16 protein-coding genes and 1 tRNA gene are annotated in these 16650 nt (G+C 67.8%); 9 read left to right on the top strand and 8 right to left on the bottom strand.

What is annotated here, in order from left to right:
* Positions 1-77: transfer RNA gene (locus tag ACFE87_RS08760), tRNA-Pro, on the top strand.
* A gap of 715 nt (positions 78-792) precedes the next feature.
* On the opposite strand, the gene ACFE87_RS08755 is transcribed toward ACFE87_RS08760, so the two are convergent.
* From ACFE87_RS08755 to ACFE87_RS08730, 6 genes are all read right to left on the bottom strand, one after another.
* Positions 793-1479, bottom strand: a complete 687-nt coding sequence (locus ACFE87_RS08755; RefSeq protein WP_375459246.1) for a class I SAM-dependent methyltransferase — start codon at positions 1477-1479, stop codon at positions 793-795.
* 695 nt (positions 1480-2174) lie between these two features.
* Positions 2175-3122, bottom strand: a complete 948-nt coding sequence (locus ACFE87_RS08750; RefSeq protein WP_375459250.1) for a LysR family transcriptional regulator — start codon at positions 3120-3122, stop codon at positions 2175-2177.
* Positions 3123-3564: 442 nt separating this feature from the next.
* On the bottom strand, positions 3565-5097 hold the full coding sequence (locus tag ACFE87_RS08745) for a S10 family peptidase (RefSeq protein WP_375459245.1): 1533 nt from the start codon (positions 5095-5097) through the stop codon (positions 3565-3567).
* 42 nt (positions 5098-5139) lie between these two features.
* A complete protein-coding gene (locus tag ACFE87_RS08740; RefSeq protein WP_375459244.1) occupies positions 5140-5592 on the bottom strand; it encodes a DNA polymerase III subunit chi in 453 nt (150 codons plus the stop codon).
* Positions 5589-5738 carry a hypothetical protein gene (locus ACFE87_RS08735; RefSeq protein WP_375459243.1) on the bottom strand — a complete coding sequence of 50 codons (150 nt, stop codon included), beginning with the start codon at positions 5736-5738 and terminating at the stop codon, positions 5589-5591. The genes ACFE87_RS08740 and ACFE87_RS08735 overlap by 4 nt, the downstream gene beginning before the upstream one ends.
* A 2-nt stretch (positions 5739-5740) precedes the next feature.
* A complete protein-coding gene (locus ACFE87_RS08730) occupies positions 5741-6028 on the bottom strand; it encodes a hypothetical protein (RefSeq protein ID WP_375459242.1) in 288 nt (95 codons plus the stop codon).
* Positions 6029-6362: 334 nt separating this feature from the next.
* On the opposite strand from ACFE87_RS08730, the gene ACFE87_RS08725 reads away from it, so the two are divergent.
* Positions 6363-7292, top strand: a complete 930-nt coding sequence (locus ACFE87_RS08725; protein WP_375459241.1) for a DUF3616 domain-containing protein — start codon at positions 6363-6365, stop codon at positions 7290-7292.
* A 68-nt stretch (positions 7293-7360) separates the two neighbouring features.
* Here the strand turns inward: ACFE87_RS08725 and ACFE87_RS08720 are convergent, their stop codons facing one another.
* A complete protein-coding gene (locus tag ACFE87_RS08720) occupies positions 7361-8869 on the bottom strand; it encodes a leucyl aminopeptidase (protein ID WP_375459240.1) in 1509 nt (502 codons plus the stop codon).
* A gap of 327 nt (positions 8870-9196) precedes the next feature.
* Here ACFE87_RS08720 and ACFE87_RS08715 point away from each other — a divergent pair, with 327 nt between their 5' ends.
* The 7 genes from ACFE87_RS08715 to ACFE87_RS08685 all read left to right on the top strand — a co-directional run bounded on the left by ACFE87_RS08715 (position 9197) and on the right by ACFE87_RS08685 (position 15324).
* Positions 9197-10627: an FAD-linked oxidase C-terminal domain-containing protein gene (locus ACFE87_RS08715; protein WP_375459239.1), complete on the top strand. Its 1431-nt coding sequence runs from the start codon at positions 9197-9199 to the stop codon at positions 10625-10627.
* On the top strand, positions 10624-11169 hold the full coding sequence (locus tag ACFE87_RS08710) for a DUF3833 family protein (RefSeq protein WP_375459238.1): 546 nt from the start codon (positions 10624-10626) through the stop codon (positions 11167-11169). The genes ACFE87_RS08715 and ACFE87_RS08710 overlap by 4 nt, the downstream gene beginning before the upstream one ends.
* Positions 11166-11396 (top strand): hypothetical protein, encoded by a 231-nt coding sequence (locus ACFE87_RS08705; protein ID WP_375459237.1) that lies wholly within the window; start codon positions 11166-11168, stop codon positions 11394-11396. The genes ACFE87_RS08710 and ACFE87_RS08705 overlap by 4 nt, the downstream gene beginning before the upstream one ends.
* A complete protein-coding gene (locus ACFE87_RS08700; protein ID WP_375459236.1) occupies positions 11396-11680 on the top strand; it encodes a type II toxin-antitoxin system RelE/ParE family toxin in 285 nt (94 codons plus the stop codon). The genes ACFE87_RS08705 and ACFE87_RS08700 overlap by 1 nt, the downstream gene beginning before the upstream one ends.
* Positions 11677-12882 carry an FAD-binding protein gene (locus ACFE87_RS08695; protein ID WP_375459235.1) on the top strand — a complete coding sequence of 402 codons (1206 nt, stop codon included), beginning with the start codon at positions 11677-11679 and terminating at the stop codon, positions 12880-12882. The genes ACFE87_RS08700 and ACFE87_RS08695 overlap by 4 nt, the downstream gene beginning before the upstream one ends.
* Before the next feature lie 19 nt (positions 12883-12901).
* Entirely contained in the window at positions 12902-14251 is a 1350-nt protein-coding gene (gene glcF, locus ACFE87_RS08690) for a glycolate oxidase subunit GlcF (RefSeq protein WP_375459234.1), read from the top strand.
* A 581-nt stretch (positions 14252-14832) separates the two neighbouring features.
* The gene (locus tag ACFE87_RS08685) at positions 14833-15324 is read left to right on the top strand and encodes a MucR family transcriptional regulator (RefSeq protein WP_375459233.1); all 492 of its coding nucleotides are present in this window, start codon (positions 14833-14835) and stop codon (positions 15322-15324) included.
* Between the two features lie 60 nt (positions 15325-15384).
* Here the strand turns inward: ACFE87_RS08685 and ACFE87_RS08680 are convergent, their stop codons facing one another.
* Positions 15385-16626, bottom strand: coding sequence for an NAD(P)/FAD-dependent oxidoreductase (locus ACFE87_RS08680; RefSeq protein WP_375459232.1), 1242 nt, complete (start codon positions 16624-16626; stop codon positions 15385-15387).
* Positions 16627-16650: the final 24 nt, after the last annotated feature.

Raw genomic sequence — 16650 nt, 5'->3', positions numbered from 1 at the left:
CGGAGTGTAGCGCAGTCTGGTAGCGCACCACGTTCGGGACGTGGGGGTCGCAGGTTCAAATCCTGCCACTCCGACCAACTCCTTCCCGTGATTTGTCATGGGGTTGGTCCTATCGAGGAATTGGCAGTTTCGCCAGTCGTGGACCGGTTCGTGGGCCGTCACGTATGCCAACCGTCTGTCGCATCTTGGCGCGAACAGGGAGCGGCCCAGACTTTCTCAGACATAGAGGCCGGCATGGGCCTACCAGAAGCCACCGCCTCTGAGGTTAGTCTTGACATGAACGACCTAGTATAACAGGGCTTAGCTTCAGCCGAACGCCTTCTCTTCGCCCGGCTTCAACGTGAACGCCTTCGAGAGCGCCAGCTTCGGCGGCTCTGTCGGCGTCAACAGCGACGTGGACATCGCAGCCGGCTACTATGTTGGCGGCGCTCTTGCCCTCAACAACGCGGCCTGGACCGCATCTACGCCTAGAGTTTCGTGCGGCAGTGGTTCAGTTGCATTCGGGACCGTCGCTGGGCGTTCCAAGCGGATTGGCAAGGTTGCTTACGCAACTTACACCATCCCGGTTACGGCCATCAATACGTGTCCTGGCGCCATCAACGTCACCGTCCCGCACACGGTCGGCAGCATTACCCAGACGTTGTCATGTATTCATTCTGCAACCGGCCGAGCGCTAACTGTTCTAGCGGGCGAAGGGCCAACGTTTGGTAGGCGTTCGCCGCTAAAATGGCACGATTGCGGTTGGATCGGGAAAGAATATTGTTGTGACCGTCGCTTACGAGACACCGCAAGCTACTTCGTCAGGATCGCGATTGACTGGCCGAGAGGATGCTCGGCCCAACGGGACTCCTGACCGCTGACAAACTCGATATCCGAAAATCCGAGCTTGTTGGACCAAATCTTAAGCTGACTGCGTTCGATGAATTCGTTGAGATGCGGCAACGTGTCGGTGGCCTTTCCATGAACCGAATGCTCGAAGACCTGCCAATGGGCTACTTCGGCAAACTCGAGAAAGGACATGACGATCTTGCCCCCCAGGCGGAGCGACCGCGCCATCTCGCGCAAATAGATGAACGACTCGGTGTGCAGCAGATGGGTGAAGACGCTGAAGGCGCTGAAATAATCGACCGATGACGACTCGACCGGTAGCGTCAGCGACTGGTTCCGGACGAACTTGTATCCTGCCGGGCATCGGGTGCGCGCATAGGCGAGAAGGGCCTCGACCACGTCCAGGCCCAGGTAGTCGATTTTCAGGCCGCGACCGGAAAGGGCGACTGCCAAGCGCCCGCTCCCGCAGGCGAAGTCCACCAGGCTGTGGCCGTCCCGCAGGCCGGCATATTTCAGGATTTCGGCTTCGACCGTGCCAACGATCTCGAAATTGCCACCCACCGCGATGCTCATCGCTTCGTCGATGGGATGGTCGCGGACGAGCTGATCGACGACGCGCTCGTAGTCCTCGACGAAGTGAAATCGGGCCATAGGCCCTGATACCAGATCGCCCGGCTTCGTCCAGCGCCAACCCTGCCCACCAGCCCGCCCTCACCGGCGGGCTTTCTCACGCTCGGAGATCAGCATGGCTCTCGACACCAACAGGTGCAGCGGCTGCTCACCAGCCTGAAGATAGATATGGGCGACGGCGGTCGACCGGGCTGGGCAACGATGGCAATCGGGGTCGCGACCCGCAGCTCGTGCTCGAGGGAGCCTTGGAGAGGCATCCGGCCCCCACCCCGAAGGTGGACGTCATCAAGCCTACGGCCGGCAAGCTCATCGTCATGAACCCCTCGGCGAAGGCGGTCGTCACGTCACCGGAGATGACCGCTAGACTAGCGCACCACGTTCGGGACGTGAGGGTCGCCAGGTTCAAGTTTTGCCACTCCGACCAATTCATCGAGGCAATTGTTCCGGCTTCCCGAGCCGGCACGCGCTCGATCGACCGTTCCGGATAAGGTTCGATCTCCGGCTCTCTGCGAGGTCGGTGGCGCCGTGCCAGAAGTTCGCCCTGTCGCCTTCGTGGCGTGCTGGACCCGCCGTGGTCGCGGTCCAAGGTGCTCGTCGCGCTGCGTTTTCTCCTCGGGCCATCCCGAAACGGCACGTGGAGAGAAGACTTCAACCGTCGATCGGCACGATCCGACTGCGCGGAACGCCTGTCCGCCGAGAGAGCGGCCCTTCTCCCGTCAGGCCACGCCCAGCCGAGCCTCGCTGGCCGGCATGCCGGGTGGGAGGCGGGAGGTTCCCGCCGGGCTTGAAGGCCAATGGTCGGTGGCCTGTCCCGACAGGCGGCTCGTGAGGAAGTCCACGAAAGCCTGGATCCGGGCCGGCAGCAGTTTGCTCGTCGCGACCGCCAGGATGGGCAAGTGGACCGGCACCCAGGTCGGCAGCACCGGGACGAGCCAGCCCGCCGCCACATAGAGGGTCGACACCGCCGAGGGCAGCAGGGCGATGCCCCGCCCGGACACGGCCAAGGCCCGGATGATCCCGATCGTGTCGCCTTGAAGCTGGCCGGAGAGATTGACGGGCGCGACAGTGAGATCCCGCAACAGCGGTTCGCAATGCTGCCGGTAGCTCGTGGGAATGAGGATCGGATGCCGCTTCAGGTCGTGCCGGGACTCGATCGCGCCGTGGACTCGTAGGTGATCGGGAGCTGCGAACAGCCCGAGCCCGAGGCTTCCGATCCTTCGTATCACCAGGGCGGCAACCGTCGGCATGCCGGTGCAGACGAGGAGGTCGGTCCCGGCCGGCGGGAGAGCGGCGTCCGCAGAATGCCCGATATGGAGTTCCAGGCCCGGATGCTCGACCAGGAAGGCCGCGATGAGTTCGGCCATGACCTCCCCGCCGAGCTCCTCCGAGAACGTGACGTGGATGCGTCCCTGGAGGCCATGAACCTGGGCATGCAGGTCGTCGTAGGCGGAGAGCGCATCGTCCACGACGTGGCGGCATCGCTCGAAGAAGCGGCGGCCATACGCCGTCAGGCGCTGGTGTCGCGTCGTCCGCTCCATGAGGAGCATGCCGAGCTCCTCCTCAAGTAGAGCAATCCGCCGAGCCACGGTGGACAACGGCATGTCTAGCATCTTCGCGGCTTTGGTAAAGTTTTCGTGGCGCCCAACCTCGACGAAGACCACCATGTCCCGCAGGACGCTGAGCCTTGATCGCGAGTAGATTGCGGTTTGATCTGTAGCCGACGACATGGCTATGACTTCCGTTTTCTGGCCACATACCGTCGCTGCCGGTAGGGCTATAGGATTCACCTTATACAAATTTCAAAATACAGCAAGCTTTAGTTGTCGTTCAGGAAAGACCATGCCCAGAGTTGTCATCACGCTCGAAGGCCCGGCGCGCCCTGTCCGGGCAGCTCTCGCCATCCGCAGCGCCGGCCTCGCGCCTCGCTGCGGATGGCGAGCCGAGCATCGGGATCGGGGTCGTTCACTATGGGCGTATGGCATACGGGCGCGGCCACGACCCGGCGCATCTCGTGACATCAGCCGAGGCGCGAGGGCGCGATGCGGCCCGACCCGAAAAGCCCGAACCGGGCGAGCCGACCGCCGCGCCCCGCAGTCGGTCGTGACCTCAATCGCGGCGGCGGGCCGCGAGGGCTTTCGCGAACATTGCCCGGACATCCTCGCGAAAGGCCGTGCGCGAGGCGTCGCGGGTGTAGAACATGTGCCCGCCCGGATAGGTCGCGAGCGTGGCCCGGTTCTCGCCACCCCCGAAGGCTGGCAGTTGCCGGAGCAGGAGTTCGCTCGCGAAATAGGGCGTGACGAGATCCGTCAGGCCATGGGCGACCAGGACGCGGAGTTGTCCGTCGAGGGCGAGGCTCGCCCGGAGTTCGGAGAAGGACTCGGCCGGGCGGCGGCCCCGCCCGTAGCGCCACTGCCCGTTGATCGACCCGTTGAGGAGCTCGTAGCGGGCATTCGGAACGCGCCAGCCGAGCCGATGCCAGAGATGGTCCACGGCCGCGCTGGTCAGCGGCGCCGTGAGCGCGGCAAGTCCGGCATCGTCGGCCTCCGAGCGTGACGCATTCGGGTCGGGATCGTAGCCGGACACGCCCGTGTCGTAGGCGGAGACGACGCGACCCTCGGCGCGGCCGAGTTCGCGCTGGATGGTGGCGAGGTCGAGCCGCCCGCCCCGGCTCCGGACGAGCGCCGGGTCGAGCCCGGCCAGCGCCGCGACCCGCCCGACGATGCGGTCGGTCGCCTCGGGATCGCGAGGACCTCGCAGAAGGTCGAGCAGATACTCGCCTCCGGCGTAGCGCTCGGCCTCGCGCAGGGCCTCGCGGGAGACCGGCCCTTTTCGCTCCAGCGCGGCGGCCGCGAGCGACGGCAGGCGGGTCACGAATTCCATCGGCTTCCAGCGCGGCTCCGAGAGCCAGCCGAAATCGAAGACGGGCGAGAGGAGGACGAGGCCCGACAGGCCGATCCCGATCTCCGTCTGAAGCTTCTGGGCGAGGAGGGGTCCCCTGAACCCGCCATAGCTTTCGCCGATCAGGAATTTCGGCGCCCCCATGCGGTCGTTCTCGCGCAGCCAACGGGCGATCACGGCGGAGAGCGAGGCGATGTCGCCCTCGACGGAATAATACCGATCCCGGTTCTGGTCGTCCGAGCCGTTCGCCCGGCTGTATCCCGTTCCGACCGGATCGATGAAGACGAGATCGGTGAAGTCAAGCCAGGTCTCGGCATTCGGCACGAGCGTGATGGCCGTGGAGGGGCTGATCGAGGCGCCGCCGACCGGGAGACGCCAGGGTCCGACGACGAGGAGGTGCAGATAGGCCGAGGCGGCCCCTGGCCCGCCATTGAGCGCGAAGGTCACCGGGCGGGTCGCCGGGTCCGCGCCGGCCAGTCGATAGGCCGTGAAACCGATTTCGGCCTGGACGGCGCCCGTCGGATCGGTCAGCGGCAGGCTCCCGGCCGTCGCCGTGAAGGCAAGCGTACGCCCCGGCAGGTCCAGCCGGTGCTCGGTCGTCGAATCAGGCGGCAGGCGGCGCCCTTCGGCCGGTCCGGGACGCGCAGCCGGCGCCGGCTGGGCAGGCGCCGCGCCGGGAAGCGCGACGAGACAGCAGAGGACGAGCGCGAGGGCGCGGAGGGGGGGAGCCGAGACTGTCATCTCGGGAAGATAAGCAGGCGATGCTTCGGCTGCGACGTGGCGTTACGCCCTCTTTCGCCAGCGACCCTCGTCATCCTGCGCCCAATAGGTGACCGGCAGGCCACCCGACCGCAGCCGCCGCCAATCCTCGCGCGCCGCCGCGACCGCCGCCTCGTCCCGGCCGTCGAGGAGAAGAGCGACCCGCTCGTAGACCGCGAGGTCGGCCGGCCAAGCCGCGCCTTCCGCCAGGAACAGCATCGCGGCCCCGTTCCGGTTGTCGTCGCCGAGCGTCAGGAGAACGGGCTGGTCGCCGGGATCCGGCTCGCTGTCCGTCCCGTGGGCGAGGAAGCTCTCGTCGGAGAAGGACCAGAGATGATCGTCGAGGGCGGCCAGACGTTCGGCGCTCGCGAGCTTCACCAGGGCCCGCCAGCCCCGCTCCTGGGAGCGCAGGAGGAGCGTCGGCACGACGTCCTCGAGCGACTGGCGCTGCAGGTGGTAGAAGTGGATCTCGGTCAATTGGCCCTCGTGGCCTGCTGCTCCTGCGCGGGTTCCGGATGGACGTATCGGGCCGCCATGTGCCCGGCCGCGATCGGCAGGAAGACGAGGAGGATCATCAGCCAGAGAACGGCGGTGGTCGACGACCCGCCGCGCGGGCGCCGCACCCTCACGCCGCCTGCAGGACGGTGCGTCCTGCCTCCGGCTGGCCCGATCGACGGATCGTCAGGCCCAATTCGGAGCCGAGCCGGTCGATCTGGTCATGCAAGTCCGCGATCGCGATCTCCGCCTTCACGTTGACCTCGTCATCGGGCGCCGCCGCGAGCCGATCCTCCGCGTCGCGGGCGACATGGACCCGGTGAGCGACGCGCTGGATCAGCCGCCGGTCACGATCGGACAGGGGTGACGTCCTGGCATGCAGGAGATGCTGGGCGAGAAAGCGGATCTCGGTATTCATAGCTCACCTCCAGACGACCGGCCGTTCGGGCCGGTGTGGTGAGCCGATCGGAAACGATCAGTCCAGCACGGCCACGAACGGCACGGTCAGTCGACTATGACTGTCGCTAGGCATGGGGTTGGTCGTTCCGGTGGGGCCGGGCGGGCGCAAACGCGCGCCCGGCTGGCCGTGAGATGAGCTTTCGGGCGGGCGAGGTCAACCCCGAATCCGGCTGCGCGGGTAGGGCAGATCGTTGCTGCAAGATCGTCGCCCCCCATAGTCGGACTGCGAGACCGCCCGAAGGCATCGGCCGCTTCTGGAGGGATTTTGAAAGTTGGTCCGGGGAGCGATCGAGATGAGAGGCAATCTGCGCCCAGGGCTTCTGGGCGTCATCACCATGGCGGGCATCGTGCTGTCATCACCCGGTTTCGGTGCGGAGCCGTTCCGATATGAGGGCGTCTGCGAGGCCTCGGCCGCCGCGATCCTGGGCGAGAGGCATTTCGCGGTCGCGAGCGACGATACCGAACTGCTCACGATCTACGAGCGGGGCAAGGCGGCCCCGGTCTCGACCCTCCGGCTTCCCGCTGTGACCGATCTGGAAGCCGCGGCCCGTATCGGGACGACCATCTTCTGGGTCACGTCCCACTCGCTGAACCAGGACGGCGAGGACAGGACGAAGCGGAAGCTGCTCTTCGCGACCGCCGTGTCGGAGAACGGCTCGCTCGCCATGACGGGCACGACCTTCCGCAGCCTTCGCGAACGGCTGGCGCGACTGCTGGGTCGACCGGAAAGCGTGCTCGCGACCTCCCTGAACATCGAAGGTCTTGCCGCGACCCCGGACGGACATCTGCTCGTCGGGCTGCGCGGCCCGTTGACTGCCGACGGCAAGGCGCAGGTGGTGAAGGTCGACAATCCCTTCAGCCTCGTCGGGCTTCCCGAACCGGCCAGGACCTCGCCGTCGCTGCCGATCGCGACCGTGTCGAGGCTGGACCTCGGCGGGCGGGGGATCCGCAGCATCGACGCCGTGGGCACGGGCGAACGCCGCTACCTGATCGTGGCCGGGTCGGTAGAGGACGGCGGCGTTCCGCCCCTGCTCTATTGGTGGGACGGACTCCACGCCGCGACGCCCGGCCCCAAGGTTTCGATGCAGGGCCTGAACCCGGAGGCCCTGCTGGCCTGGAGCGAGCGCGAGTTGCAGATCATCGGCGACAACGGCGATGCCTGCAGCGAGAAGGCGAAGCGCAACCCTCGCTGGTTTCCGAGCATCGACATTACGCTCGACTGAACCTGCCCGGACATCGGCAAGTCGGGTCCGGGCCGCTCGTTCAGGCCGCGACCCGACGTCTCCGGCTGTCACGCGCCTTCGTAATGGTCCCGGACCAGCTGATCGAGAAGGCGCACGCCCCAGCCGGAGCTCCATCCCGTGTTGATCTCGCTCTTGGGCGCGTTCATGCCGGTGCCGGCGATGTCGAGGTGCGCCCAGGGCAGGTCGTCGCGCACGAAGCGCTGCAGGAACTGGGCGGCCGTGATCGAGCCGCCATGTCGGCCCCCAGTATTCTTCATGTCGGCGAATTTGGAATCGATCATCTTGTCGTATTCCGGCGCCAGCGGGAGCCGCCACACCTTCTCGCCCGTGTGCCGGCCGGCCGAGATCAGGCGGTCCGACAGCTCGTCCGAGTTCGAGAACAGGCCCGCATGCTCCTGGCCGAGCGCGACCAGGACGGCGCCCGTCAGGGTCGCGAGGTCGATCATCAGGGTCGGCTTGAAGCGGTCCTGCACGTACCAGAGCACGTCGCCGAGGACGAGGCGGCCTTCGGCATCCGAATTGACCATCTCGACTGTCTGGCCGGACAGCGTCGTGACGATGTCGCCCGGGCGCTGCGCCTTGCCGTCCGGCATGTTCTCGGTGAGCCCGATCGCCCCGATCACGTTGACCTTGGCCTTGCGGGCGGCCAGCGCATGCATCAGCCCGACCACGGCGGCCGCGCCCGCCATGTCTCCCTTCATGTCCTCCATGCCGCCCGACGGCTTGATCGAGATGCCGCCGGAATCGAAGCAGACGCCCTTGCCGATGAAGGCGATCGGCGCGTCGTCTGGCGCACCCCCGTTCCAGCGCATCAGCGCGACGCAGCTGTCATGGGCCGAGCCGTCTCCGACGGCGACGAGGGCCCGCATGCCGATCTCGCGAAGCCGCGCTTCGCCGAGCACCTCGACCTCGACGCCGACCTCGCTCAGCGCCTCGGCTCGGCGTGCGAATTCCAGGGGAAACAGGATGTTCGGCGGCTCGTTCACGAGGTTGCGAGCGAGGGTGACGCCGGCTGCGACGGCCGCCCAAGGCTCGTCGGCGCTCCGCGCCGCATCGGGATCGGCGACCGCGAAGGAGATGCGGGTCGGAATCGTGTCGGTCTCGGAATCGTCGTCCTTCTTCTTCCTCGTCTTGTAGAGGTCGAACGTGTAGGCCCGCAGACGCGCGCCGAGCGCCATGGCGGCGATCGCGTCGGACGGCGTCTCGATCCCGGCAAGGTCGGCGAGAACGGTCGCGCCCCGTCCCGAGACACGGCCCGCGATCACGCCGCCAACGGCGCGCCAATCCTGTTTCGCTGCCTCGGCGGCAGGCCCGAGACCGACGACATGCAGGCGCTCGATCCCGTCGAAACCGGCCGGCGCGGGCAGGCTCATCACGGCCAGCGCCTTGCCCTTGAACGTGTCGGCGGCAGCGGCGCGCCGGATCAGGGCCTCGATGCCGGGCAGAAGGTCCTCGACCGCCTTGCCGGGCGCGAGATCGTCCCGGACGAACACGACGACATTCCCGGAGGATGGGGCGGTCGACAAGGGCTGGAAATCGATCGTGGTCGTGCGCAAAGGTCAGCTCCCGTCCCGGGCAGCGGCGGCCCAGCGTTCTGGATGCCCTTACAGGATCGACGCCATCCTGCCACCGCCATGCAGAAGCACGGTCCCGCGATTAGCCGCTGGCGCGCGGCCCGTGCCCGCGCCGTCATCGCGAGCGCAGTGAAGCCACGCAGAAGTCGGGCGCCGTCTCCTGGTCTGCTTCGTCGCTCACGCTCCTCGCAACACGGAGGGCGGTCTGCTGCATAGGTCTCCGTGAGGAGGTCGGGCATGCCGCGCCGCCCTGCCCCTCGCGTCCGCCCCGCCGGCCCGGTACACTCGTGCGGCGCAGCGGAGTGAGACATGGCCATCGCCTTTCCGAGCCCGGATGCCGGCATCGTCGCGCGGCGGGACGAGATCATCGCGGGCCTCGCGCCCCTGGTCGCGCCGGAGGCCCTCATCGTCACGGAGGACGAGCGACGCGCCTTCGAGACCGACGGCCTCACGGCTTATCGGCGCATGCCGCTCGCGGTCGTCCTGCCCTCATCCACGGCGGAGGTCTCGGCCGTGCTCCGCTTCTGCAGCCAGCACGGCGTCAAGGTCGTGCCGCGCGGCGCCGGCACCTCGCTCGCGGGTGGCGCGATCCCGCAGGAGGATGCGGTCGTGATTGGCGTCTCGAAGATGGCGCGGGTGCTCGAGATCGACTTCCCGAATCGGCTGGCCCGGGTCGAGTCCGGCATCACCAACCTCGCCATCTCGGCCGCGGTCGGCCACGAGGGCTTCTTCTACGCGCCGGATCCGTCGAGCCAGCTCGCCTGCACCATCGCGGGCAATATCGGCATGAATTCCGGCGGCGCGCATTGCCTGCGCTACGGCGTCACCACGAACAACATCCTGGGCGTCACGATGGTGCTGCTCGACGGCACGGTCGTCGAGATTGGCGGCGATTACCTCGATTCGGGCGGGCTCGACCTCCTCGGCCTCATCGTCGGCTCCGAGGGCCAGCTCGGGATCGTGACCGAAGCCACCGTCCGTATTCTCCGGGCTGCCGAGGGCGCGAGGCCGGCCCTTTTCGGCTTCCCCTCGGCTGGGGATGCCGGCGCCTGCGTCGCCGCGATCATCGGGGCCGGCATCGTGCCGGTCGCCCTCGAATACATGGACCGGCTCGCGATCCAGATCACCGAGGACTTTGCGCAGGCCGGCTATCCGGATGTCGAGGCGATGCTCATCGTCGAGGTGGAGGGGTCCGATTCCGAGATCGACGAGCAGCTTCGCCGCATCGTCCAGATCGCGGAAAACTTCAGGGTCGAGGCCGTCCGGGTCTCGACCTCGGAGCAGGAGAGCGCCGCGATCTGGAAGGGCCGCAAGAGCGCCTTCGGGGCGACGGGCCGCATCTCGGACTACATCTGCATGGACGGTACCATCCCGACCGGCCAGCTCCCGCTCGTCCTTCGCCGCATCGACGAGATCGTGAAGGCCGCCGGGCTCGGGGTCGCGAACGTGTTCCACGCCGGAGACGGCAACCTGCATCCGCTCATCCTGTTCGACATCAACACGCCGGGCGAGATGGAGAAGGCGGAGCATGCGGGTGAGGAGATCCTGAAGCTCTGCGTCGAGGTCGGCGGCTGCCTGACGGGCGAGCACGGCGTCGGGATCGAGAAGCGCGACCTCATGACGACGCAATTCGGCAAGGTCGATCTCGACCAGCAGATGCGGGTCAGGGCCGTGTTCGATCCCGACTGGCTGATGAATCCGGCCAAGGTCTTCCCGCTCGACGGGCGGCTCGCGGCATGACCCGCGCGCTCGCCGGAGCCGCATTGGCCCTGGCCGCGCTGTGTGCGCCCGCTCTCGGACAGGCGCGGGCCGCGCGCGGTTTCGACCCGCTCGTCTTCTTCGCCGGCCGCACCTATTCCGAGGGCGCGATGCTGGACGATGCCGGGAGACCGACGACCCGCTTCAGCGGCGACACCGTGGGCCGGCGCGAAGCCGACGGCGCGACGTCCTTCGACCAGACGATCCGCTTCTCCGACGGCGAGGTGAAGCGGCGCAGCTTCCGGCTCGTCCGGACCGGGCCGGACACGATCGCAGTCACGGGGAGCGAGGTCGTGGGCAGTGGCGAGGGCCGCCTCGCAGGGCCGCGGTTGCGCCTTCTCTCCACCGTCCGGCTGAGTGCCGGAAATCCGCTGAGCGACGTCGATTTCGACCAGAGCTTCACGGCCTCGCCCGACGGGCGAAGGGTTCGGAACGTGTCGACGGTCACCAAGCTCGGCTTCGTAGTGAGCCGGATCGACGAGACCTTCGCGGCCACGGGCGGGAGCGGACGGAGAGCGCGATGACGAAGCAGGAAATCGAGGCCGTCCTCGACAGAGTCAGGACTTGGCCGCATGAGAGGCAGGAGATGGTGGCGACAGCGCTTCTCGACATGGAGCGTGACGAGACGGACATCTATGTCCTCGATGAGGCGGAACGCGCCGACATCGAGGAAGGGCTTGCAGAAGCTGATCGAGGCGAGTTCGCGTCCCCGGATGACGTTGCCGCTCTATTCGCGAAATATCGGAGCTGATGATCCTCCGATTCACAGCTCGCGCGAGCGCGGGCGTCGCTGCCATCCTCTCACAAATTTCGCGCGACAACCGCCGCGCAGCGATCGACGTCGCGGCCCGGATCGAGCAGTTCAGCCGAGTGCTCGCGGAGCAACCCGGAATGGGGCATGCCTCGTCGAAGCTCGGCGTTCGGGTATGCCCAATCCCAGGTCTACCCTACCTCATCTACTTTCGGGTACGAGGTCCAGAGGTTCAGATCCTGCGGGTGCGAGACGCCCGGCGCCGCCCTCTGGACCGCCCATGACGATCCTCACCCCGACCACCGAAACCGAAGCCTGCGCCGCAATCGCCGACGCGGCCGCATCCGTGAGCCCGCTCTCTCTTGAGGGCGGCGGCACGCGGAGCGGGATCGGCCGGCCGATCCAGACCGCCCGGACTCTGTCCTCGCGCGCGCTCACCGGCGTGACGCTCTACGAGCCGGCCGAGATGGTGATCGGAGCGCACGCCGGCACCCCAATGGCCGAGATCGTCCGGACGCTCGACGAAGGCGGCCAGGCGCTCACCTTCGAGCCGATGGATCATCGCGCCCTTCTCGGCACGAGGGGCGAGCCCACGATCGGGGCTGTGGCTGCGGCCAACGTCTCGGGCCCGCGCCGCATCCAGGCCGGCGCCGCGCGGGACAGCCTGATCGGAATCCGCCTCGTGAACGGCCGGGGCGAGGCCGTGAAATCGGGCGGGCGCGTGATGAAGAACGTGACCGGGCTCGACCTCGTAAAACTCGTGGCCGGGTCCTGGGGCACGCTCGGCTTCCTGACCGAGGTCACCCTCAAAGTCCTACCGAAACCCGAACGCTTGGCGACGCTCGTGCTGCGGGGCCTCGACGACGCGCATGCCGTCCGGGTGCTGTCGGCCGCGCTCGGCTCGCCCTTCGACGTAACCGCGGCGGCGCATCTTCCGGCAGGGCTCGGCGGCGGCGCGCAGACGCTGGTCCGCATCGAGGGGCTCGGCTTCTCGGTGGATTACCGCGTCGGCGAGTTGCGCCGCCTCTTCCGCCGCGACGGCTCCGCCGACCTGATCGAGGGCGAAGCCGCCGCCGCGCTCTGGCGGGCCGTGCGCGACGTGGAACCCCTGGCCGAACCGCGCGACGCAGCCATCTGGCGGATCTCGACCGCACCAACGCGCGGGCCGGACCTCGCCGGCGTGGTCGGGCGCCTCGTGCCGGGCGCGCGCTGGTTCTTCGACTGGGGCGGTGGCCTCGTCTGGCTCGCTTGCCCGATTGGCGCGAGCGAGGGCGATCCGGCCGATGCCGGCGCGGCCGCGATCCGGGCCGCGATCGACCAGTTCGGCGGGCACGCAACGCTGATCCGGGCCCCCGCCGAGATCCGGGCCGTGGTCCCGGTCTTCCAGCCGCAATCCGAGCCCATCGCGAGGCTTACCGCGGGGATCAAGGCAACGTTCGACCCGGCCGGGATTTTCAATCCGGGCAGGATGTATGCGGGTGTGTAGGCGGAGTAGATAGACGCCGATGCAGACCACCTTCTCCCTCGCCCAGCTCGCCGACCCGCATATGGCGTCCTCGGAGAAGATCCTGCGGACCTGCGTGCATTGCGGGTTCTGTACCGCGACCTGCCCGACCTATCTACTTCTCGGCGACGAACTCGATTCGCCGCGGGGGCGCATCTACCTGATCAAGGACATGCTGGAGGGCGGCAAGGCCGCGTCGGCGCAGGTAGTGAAGCATATCGACCGCTGCCTGTCCTGCCTGTCCTGCATGACCACCTGTCCGTCCGGCGTGCATTACATGCACCTCGTCGACCATGCCCGGGCGCATATCGAGCAGACCCATCGCCGGCCGCTGCACGACCGGCTGCTCCGGGCCATGGTCGCCCGGATCCTGCCCTACCCGCACCGGTTTCGGCTCGCGATGCTGCTCGCGATCCTGGGCAAGCCGCTTCGGCCCCTCGCCGCCGCCCTGCCCCGGATCGGCAATCGCCTCGCCGCCATGCTCGATCTCGCCCCGACCGAAATCCCGAACCGCTCGCCGGGCGACCGGGCCGGCACCTTCCCGGGCGAGGGTCCGCGGCGCGGCCGCGTCGCGATGCTGAAGGGCTGCGCGCAATCGGTCCTCGCGCCAGGCTATAACGAGGCCGCGATCCGACTGCTCAACCGTCACGGAATCGAGGTGGTCCAGGCGAAGGAGGGCTGCTGCGGCGCGCTCGTCCATCACATGGGACGCGAAGACGAGGCCAAACGCTTCGCCCGGCAGGCCATCGACGCCTGGCTCGCGGAAGCCGATCGCGGCGAACTCGATGCCATCCTGGTGACGGCATCGGGCTGCGGCACCACGATCAAGGATTACGGTTTCATGTTCCGGGACGAGCCGGCCTATGCCGAGAAGGCGGCGCGGGTCTCGGCCCTGACCAAGGACGTCGTCGAATACGTGCTGGCGCTAGGCCTGCCGAGTGCGGCGCGCGAGAGCGACCTCGTGGTCGCCTACCATTCCGCCTGCTCCATGCAGCATGGCCAGCAGATCCGCACGGAGCCGAAGACCCTGCTGAAACAGGCCGGCTTCACCGTGAAGGATGTTCCTGAGGGCCATATCTGCTGCGGCTCGGCCGGGACCTACAACATCCTTCAGCCCGAGATCGCCGGGCGGCTTCGGGACCGCAAGGTCGCGCATATCGAACGCATCCGGCCGGACGTGATCGCGACCGGCAATATCGGTTGCATCACGCAGATCGGCAGAGGCACGACGATTCCGATCGTGCACACGGTCGAGCTCCTGGATTGGGCCACGGGAGGCCCGCTTCCGCCGGCGCTGGAGCGCGCTGGACTCGGCGCCCCGGCCCGCACCCCTCTTGTGGCGGCGGAATAGCGGGGCTAAAGCCCTCGGCTTCGCGCCTGGTCGCGCTCCTTGTGGCGCAGGCGCAGCAGGAGCTCGATATGCTCGGCCGGGAGCGGTTCGGCCTCCGGCGAGGCATAGACGTCACGCAGCTTCATCCCGATCCGATGCGCGATGCGATCGAATCCGGGACGAATATTCCTACCCGCAACGTTCGACACGGTTCTCGAACTCGCCATTGATTCTCGACCTCCGAGCGTCGAGCCTCGGTGTTTATGGTTAACGTCGGGTAAACGAGCCTGGGGATCACGGGGTTCGCCGAAGGCGCCGGAGATCAGGACTTGGTCCGGGCGGTTCACGCACGCCGGGCCCGTCGTCATGGCCGCGAGGGGCGTTTCAACCCGCCCAAGCCATGAGGCACGAGGGACACGCTTGCCGCGCAGCGGGATTAATCCCGTTGCCATGCTCCTATTCTGGCCGGAAGCGCCCGAACATTGCCGCGCGTCGCGCGTGTCCACGGATTTTCGTCGGTCTGCTTGTCAACACGCTTGCTTTGTTGGGGCGACGGTGCATTGAAGAGCCGTCGTTTTGACGAATCTAGAAAGTTCAAGCTCATGGATGCTAACGCAGGTCCCTCGTCCCAAGAACTCGCCGAACTGACGAGCGAGATCGTGTCCGCCTTCGTCACCAACAACAAGCTGCCGTCGAGCGAGCTACCGGAGGTCATTGCGGCGGTGCATTCGGCGTTGCGTGGCCTCGACGAGAAGAAGGCTCCCGAGCCGGAGAAGCTGAACCCGATCGTGTCGATCAAGAAATCGATCACTCCGGATTACTTGATCAGCCTCGAGGACGGGCGCCGCTACAAGTCGTTGAAGCGCCACCTGTCGGGTCGCGGACTCACCCCGGCCGAGTATCGGGAGAAGTGGAGCCTCCCCCGCGACTATCCCATGGTCGCCCCGAACTACGCCAAGCAGCGCTCCGAACTCGCCAAGGCCCTCGGGCTCGGCCAGCAGCGCCGCAAGAAGGTCGAGGCTCCGGCCCCGGCGCCCGTCGAAGCCGCTGCTCCGAAGAAGCGCGGCCGTCCGAAAGCCTCCGCCGCGGCCTGAACGGGCCGAGCCGATACCGAGGCCGCGGAACCGGATTCCGCGGCCGCGAGCGCATCGCGGTCAGGAAGACCCGAGAAGTTCCAGCGCCCGCTGCCTGAGGTCGAGCCCGGCATCGGCCGCCTCCTCGCGCGTGAGGCCGGGACCCGCGACGGCGAGAAGTCGCCGGGCGATCATGTGATCGGCCGCGCGATTGACCGATTCCACGCCGACCAGCCGTGGACCGTCGAAACAGAAGACCGAGAAGCTCGCCGAGCCAGGATCCCCGCGCAGGATCGTGGTCTCGTGCGGGATCGCGAGCCCGGCGATCTGGAGCTTCAGCGGGCCCTGATCGCTCCAGAACCAGGGGATAGCCCGATACGGACGTGGCCGGCCGGCGATCCGGGCCGCCACGGAACGGGCCTGATCGACCGCGTTCTGCACGGATTCGAGCCTCGTCGCGGCCCCGCCCGCAAAGGCGCTCGGATAACTCGCACAATCCCCGATGGCCGAGATCGCCGGATCTGCCGTGAGCAGATGCTCGTCGACCGAGATGCCGTTCGCGATCGCGAGCCCGGCCTCGGCCGCGAGTTCGACATTCGGGACGACGCCGATCCCGACCAGGACGAGGTCGGCCGGGACCTCGCGGCCGTCCATCGTCTCCACCGCCTCGGCGCGGCTGCCCTCGCCGAGAATGCGGGCCGCGACCGACCCGAATTCCATAGCGATCCCGGCTGCCTCATGCGCCTCGCGGAAGAAGGCCGAGATCGGCAGCGACACGGCCCGGGACATTGGCCGGGAGGTGGCCTCCAGCACCGTCACGTCCAGGCCCATGGCCGACGCGACAGCCGCGAATTCGAGGCCGATGAACCCGGCCCCGATCACGACGGCGCGTCGCGCCTCGGCCAACCGCGGGCGGAGCGCCTCGGCGTCGGGCAACGTCCTGAGGTAGAACACGCCGTCGAGTTCCGCCCCGGGAACCGGCAACGACCGGTTCCGCGCTCCGGTGGCTAGGACGAGGTGGTCATAGGCGAGGCGCGCGCCTGACGCGCAATGGAGCTGGCCGGCGTCGCGATCGATCGCGGTCGCCCGATCCTGGACCAGCTCGATGCTGCGCTCGTGGAAGAAGCTGGCGCTCCGCAGCCGGATCGAGGCTTCGTCCGCCCGTCCGGTCAGATAGGCCTTCGAGAGAGGCGGGCGCTGGTAGGGAAGCCCGGGCTCCTCGCCGACGAGCAGGATCCGGCCGGCATAACCCTCGTCTCTGAGCGAGGCCGCGGCCTGGAAGCCGCCCTGCCCCGCCCCGACGACGACGACCGTTCCCGTCATGCCGGCTCCATGGCCAGGTCCTAC

The sequence above is a fragment of the uncultured Enterovirga sp. genome, from assembly GCF_964242715.1.
Classification (GTDB): domain Bacteria; phylum Pseudomonadota; class Alphaproteobacteria; order Rhizobiales; family Beijerinckiaceae; genus Enterovirga.
This window is presented reverse-complemented; position numbering and strand designations above follow the sequence as displayed.

Bases quoted from the DNA above. Each gene is read 5' to 3' on its own strand.
- ACFE87_RS08755 (WP_375459246.1), bottom strand. From the start codon at position 1,479: ATGGCCCGATTTCACTTCGTCGAGGACTACGAGCGCGTCGTCGATCAG.
- ACFE87_RS08750 (WP_375459250.1), bottom strand. From the start codon at position 3,122: ATGGTGGTCTTCGTCGAGGTTGGGCGCCACGAAAACTTTACCAAAGCC.
- ACFE87_RS08745 (WP_375459245.1), bottom strand. From the start codon at position 5,097: ATGACAGTCTCGGCTCCCCCCCTCCGCGCCCTCGCGCTCGTCCTCTGC.
- ACFE87_RS08730 (WP_375459242.1), bottom strand. From the start codon at position 6,028: ATGAATACCGAGATCCGCTTTCTCGCCCAGCATCTCCTGCATGCCAGG.
- ACFE87_RS08725 (WP_375459241.1), top strand. From the start codon at position 6,363: ATGAGAGGCAATCTGCGCCCAGGGCTTCTGGGCGTCATCACCATGGCG.
- ACFE87_RS08715 (WP_375459239.1), top strand. From the start codon at position 9,197: ATGGCCATCGCCTTTCCGAGCCCGGATGCCGGCATCGTCGCGCGGCGG.
- ACFE87_RS08710 (WP_375459238.1), top strand. From the start codon at position 10,624: ATGACCCGCGCGCTCGCCGGAGCCGCATTGGCCCTGGCCGCGCTGTGT.
- ACFE87_RS08705 (WP_375459237.1), top strand. From the start codon at position 11,166: ATGACGAAGCAGGAAATCGAGGCCGTCCTCGACAGAGTCAGGACTTGG.
- ACFE87_RS08700 (WP_375459236.1), top strand. From the start codon at position 11,396: ATGATCCTCCGATTCACAGCTCGCGCGAGCGCGGGCGTCGCTGCCATC.
- ACFE87_RS08695 (WP_375459235.1), top strand. From the start codon at position 11,677: ATGACGATCCTCACCCCGACCACCGAAACCGAAGCCTGCGCCGCAATC.
- glcF (WP_375459234.1), top strand. From the start codon at position 12,902: ATGCAGACCACCTTCTCCCTCGCCCAGCTCGCCGACCCGCATATGGCG.
- ACFE87_RS08685 (WP_375459233.1), top strand. From the start codon at position 14,833: ATGGATGCTAACGCAGGTCCCTCGTCCCAAGAACTCGCCGAACTGACG.
- ACFE87_RS08680 (WP_375459232.1), bottom strand. From the start codon at position 16,626: ATGACGGGAACGGTCGTCGTCGTCGGGGCGGGGCAGGGCGGCTTCCAG.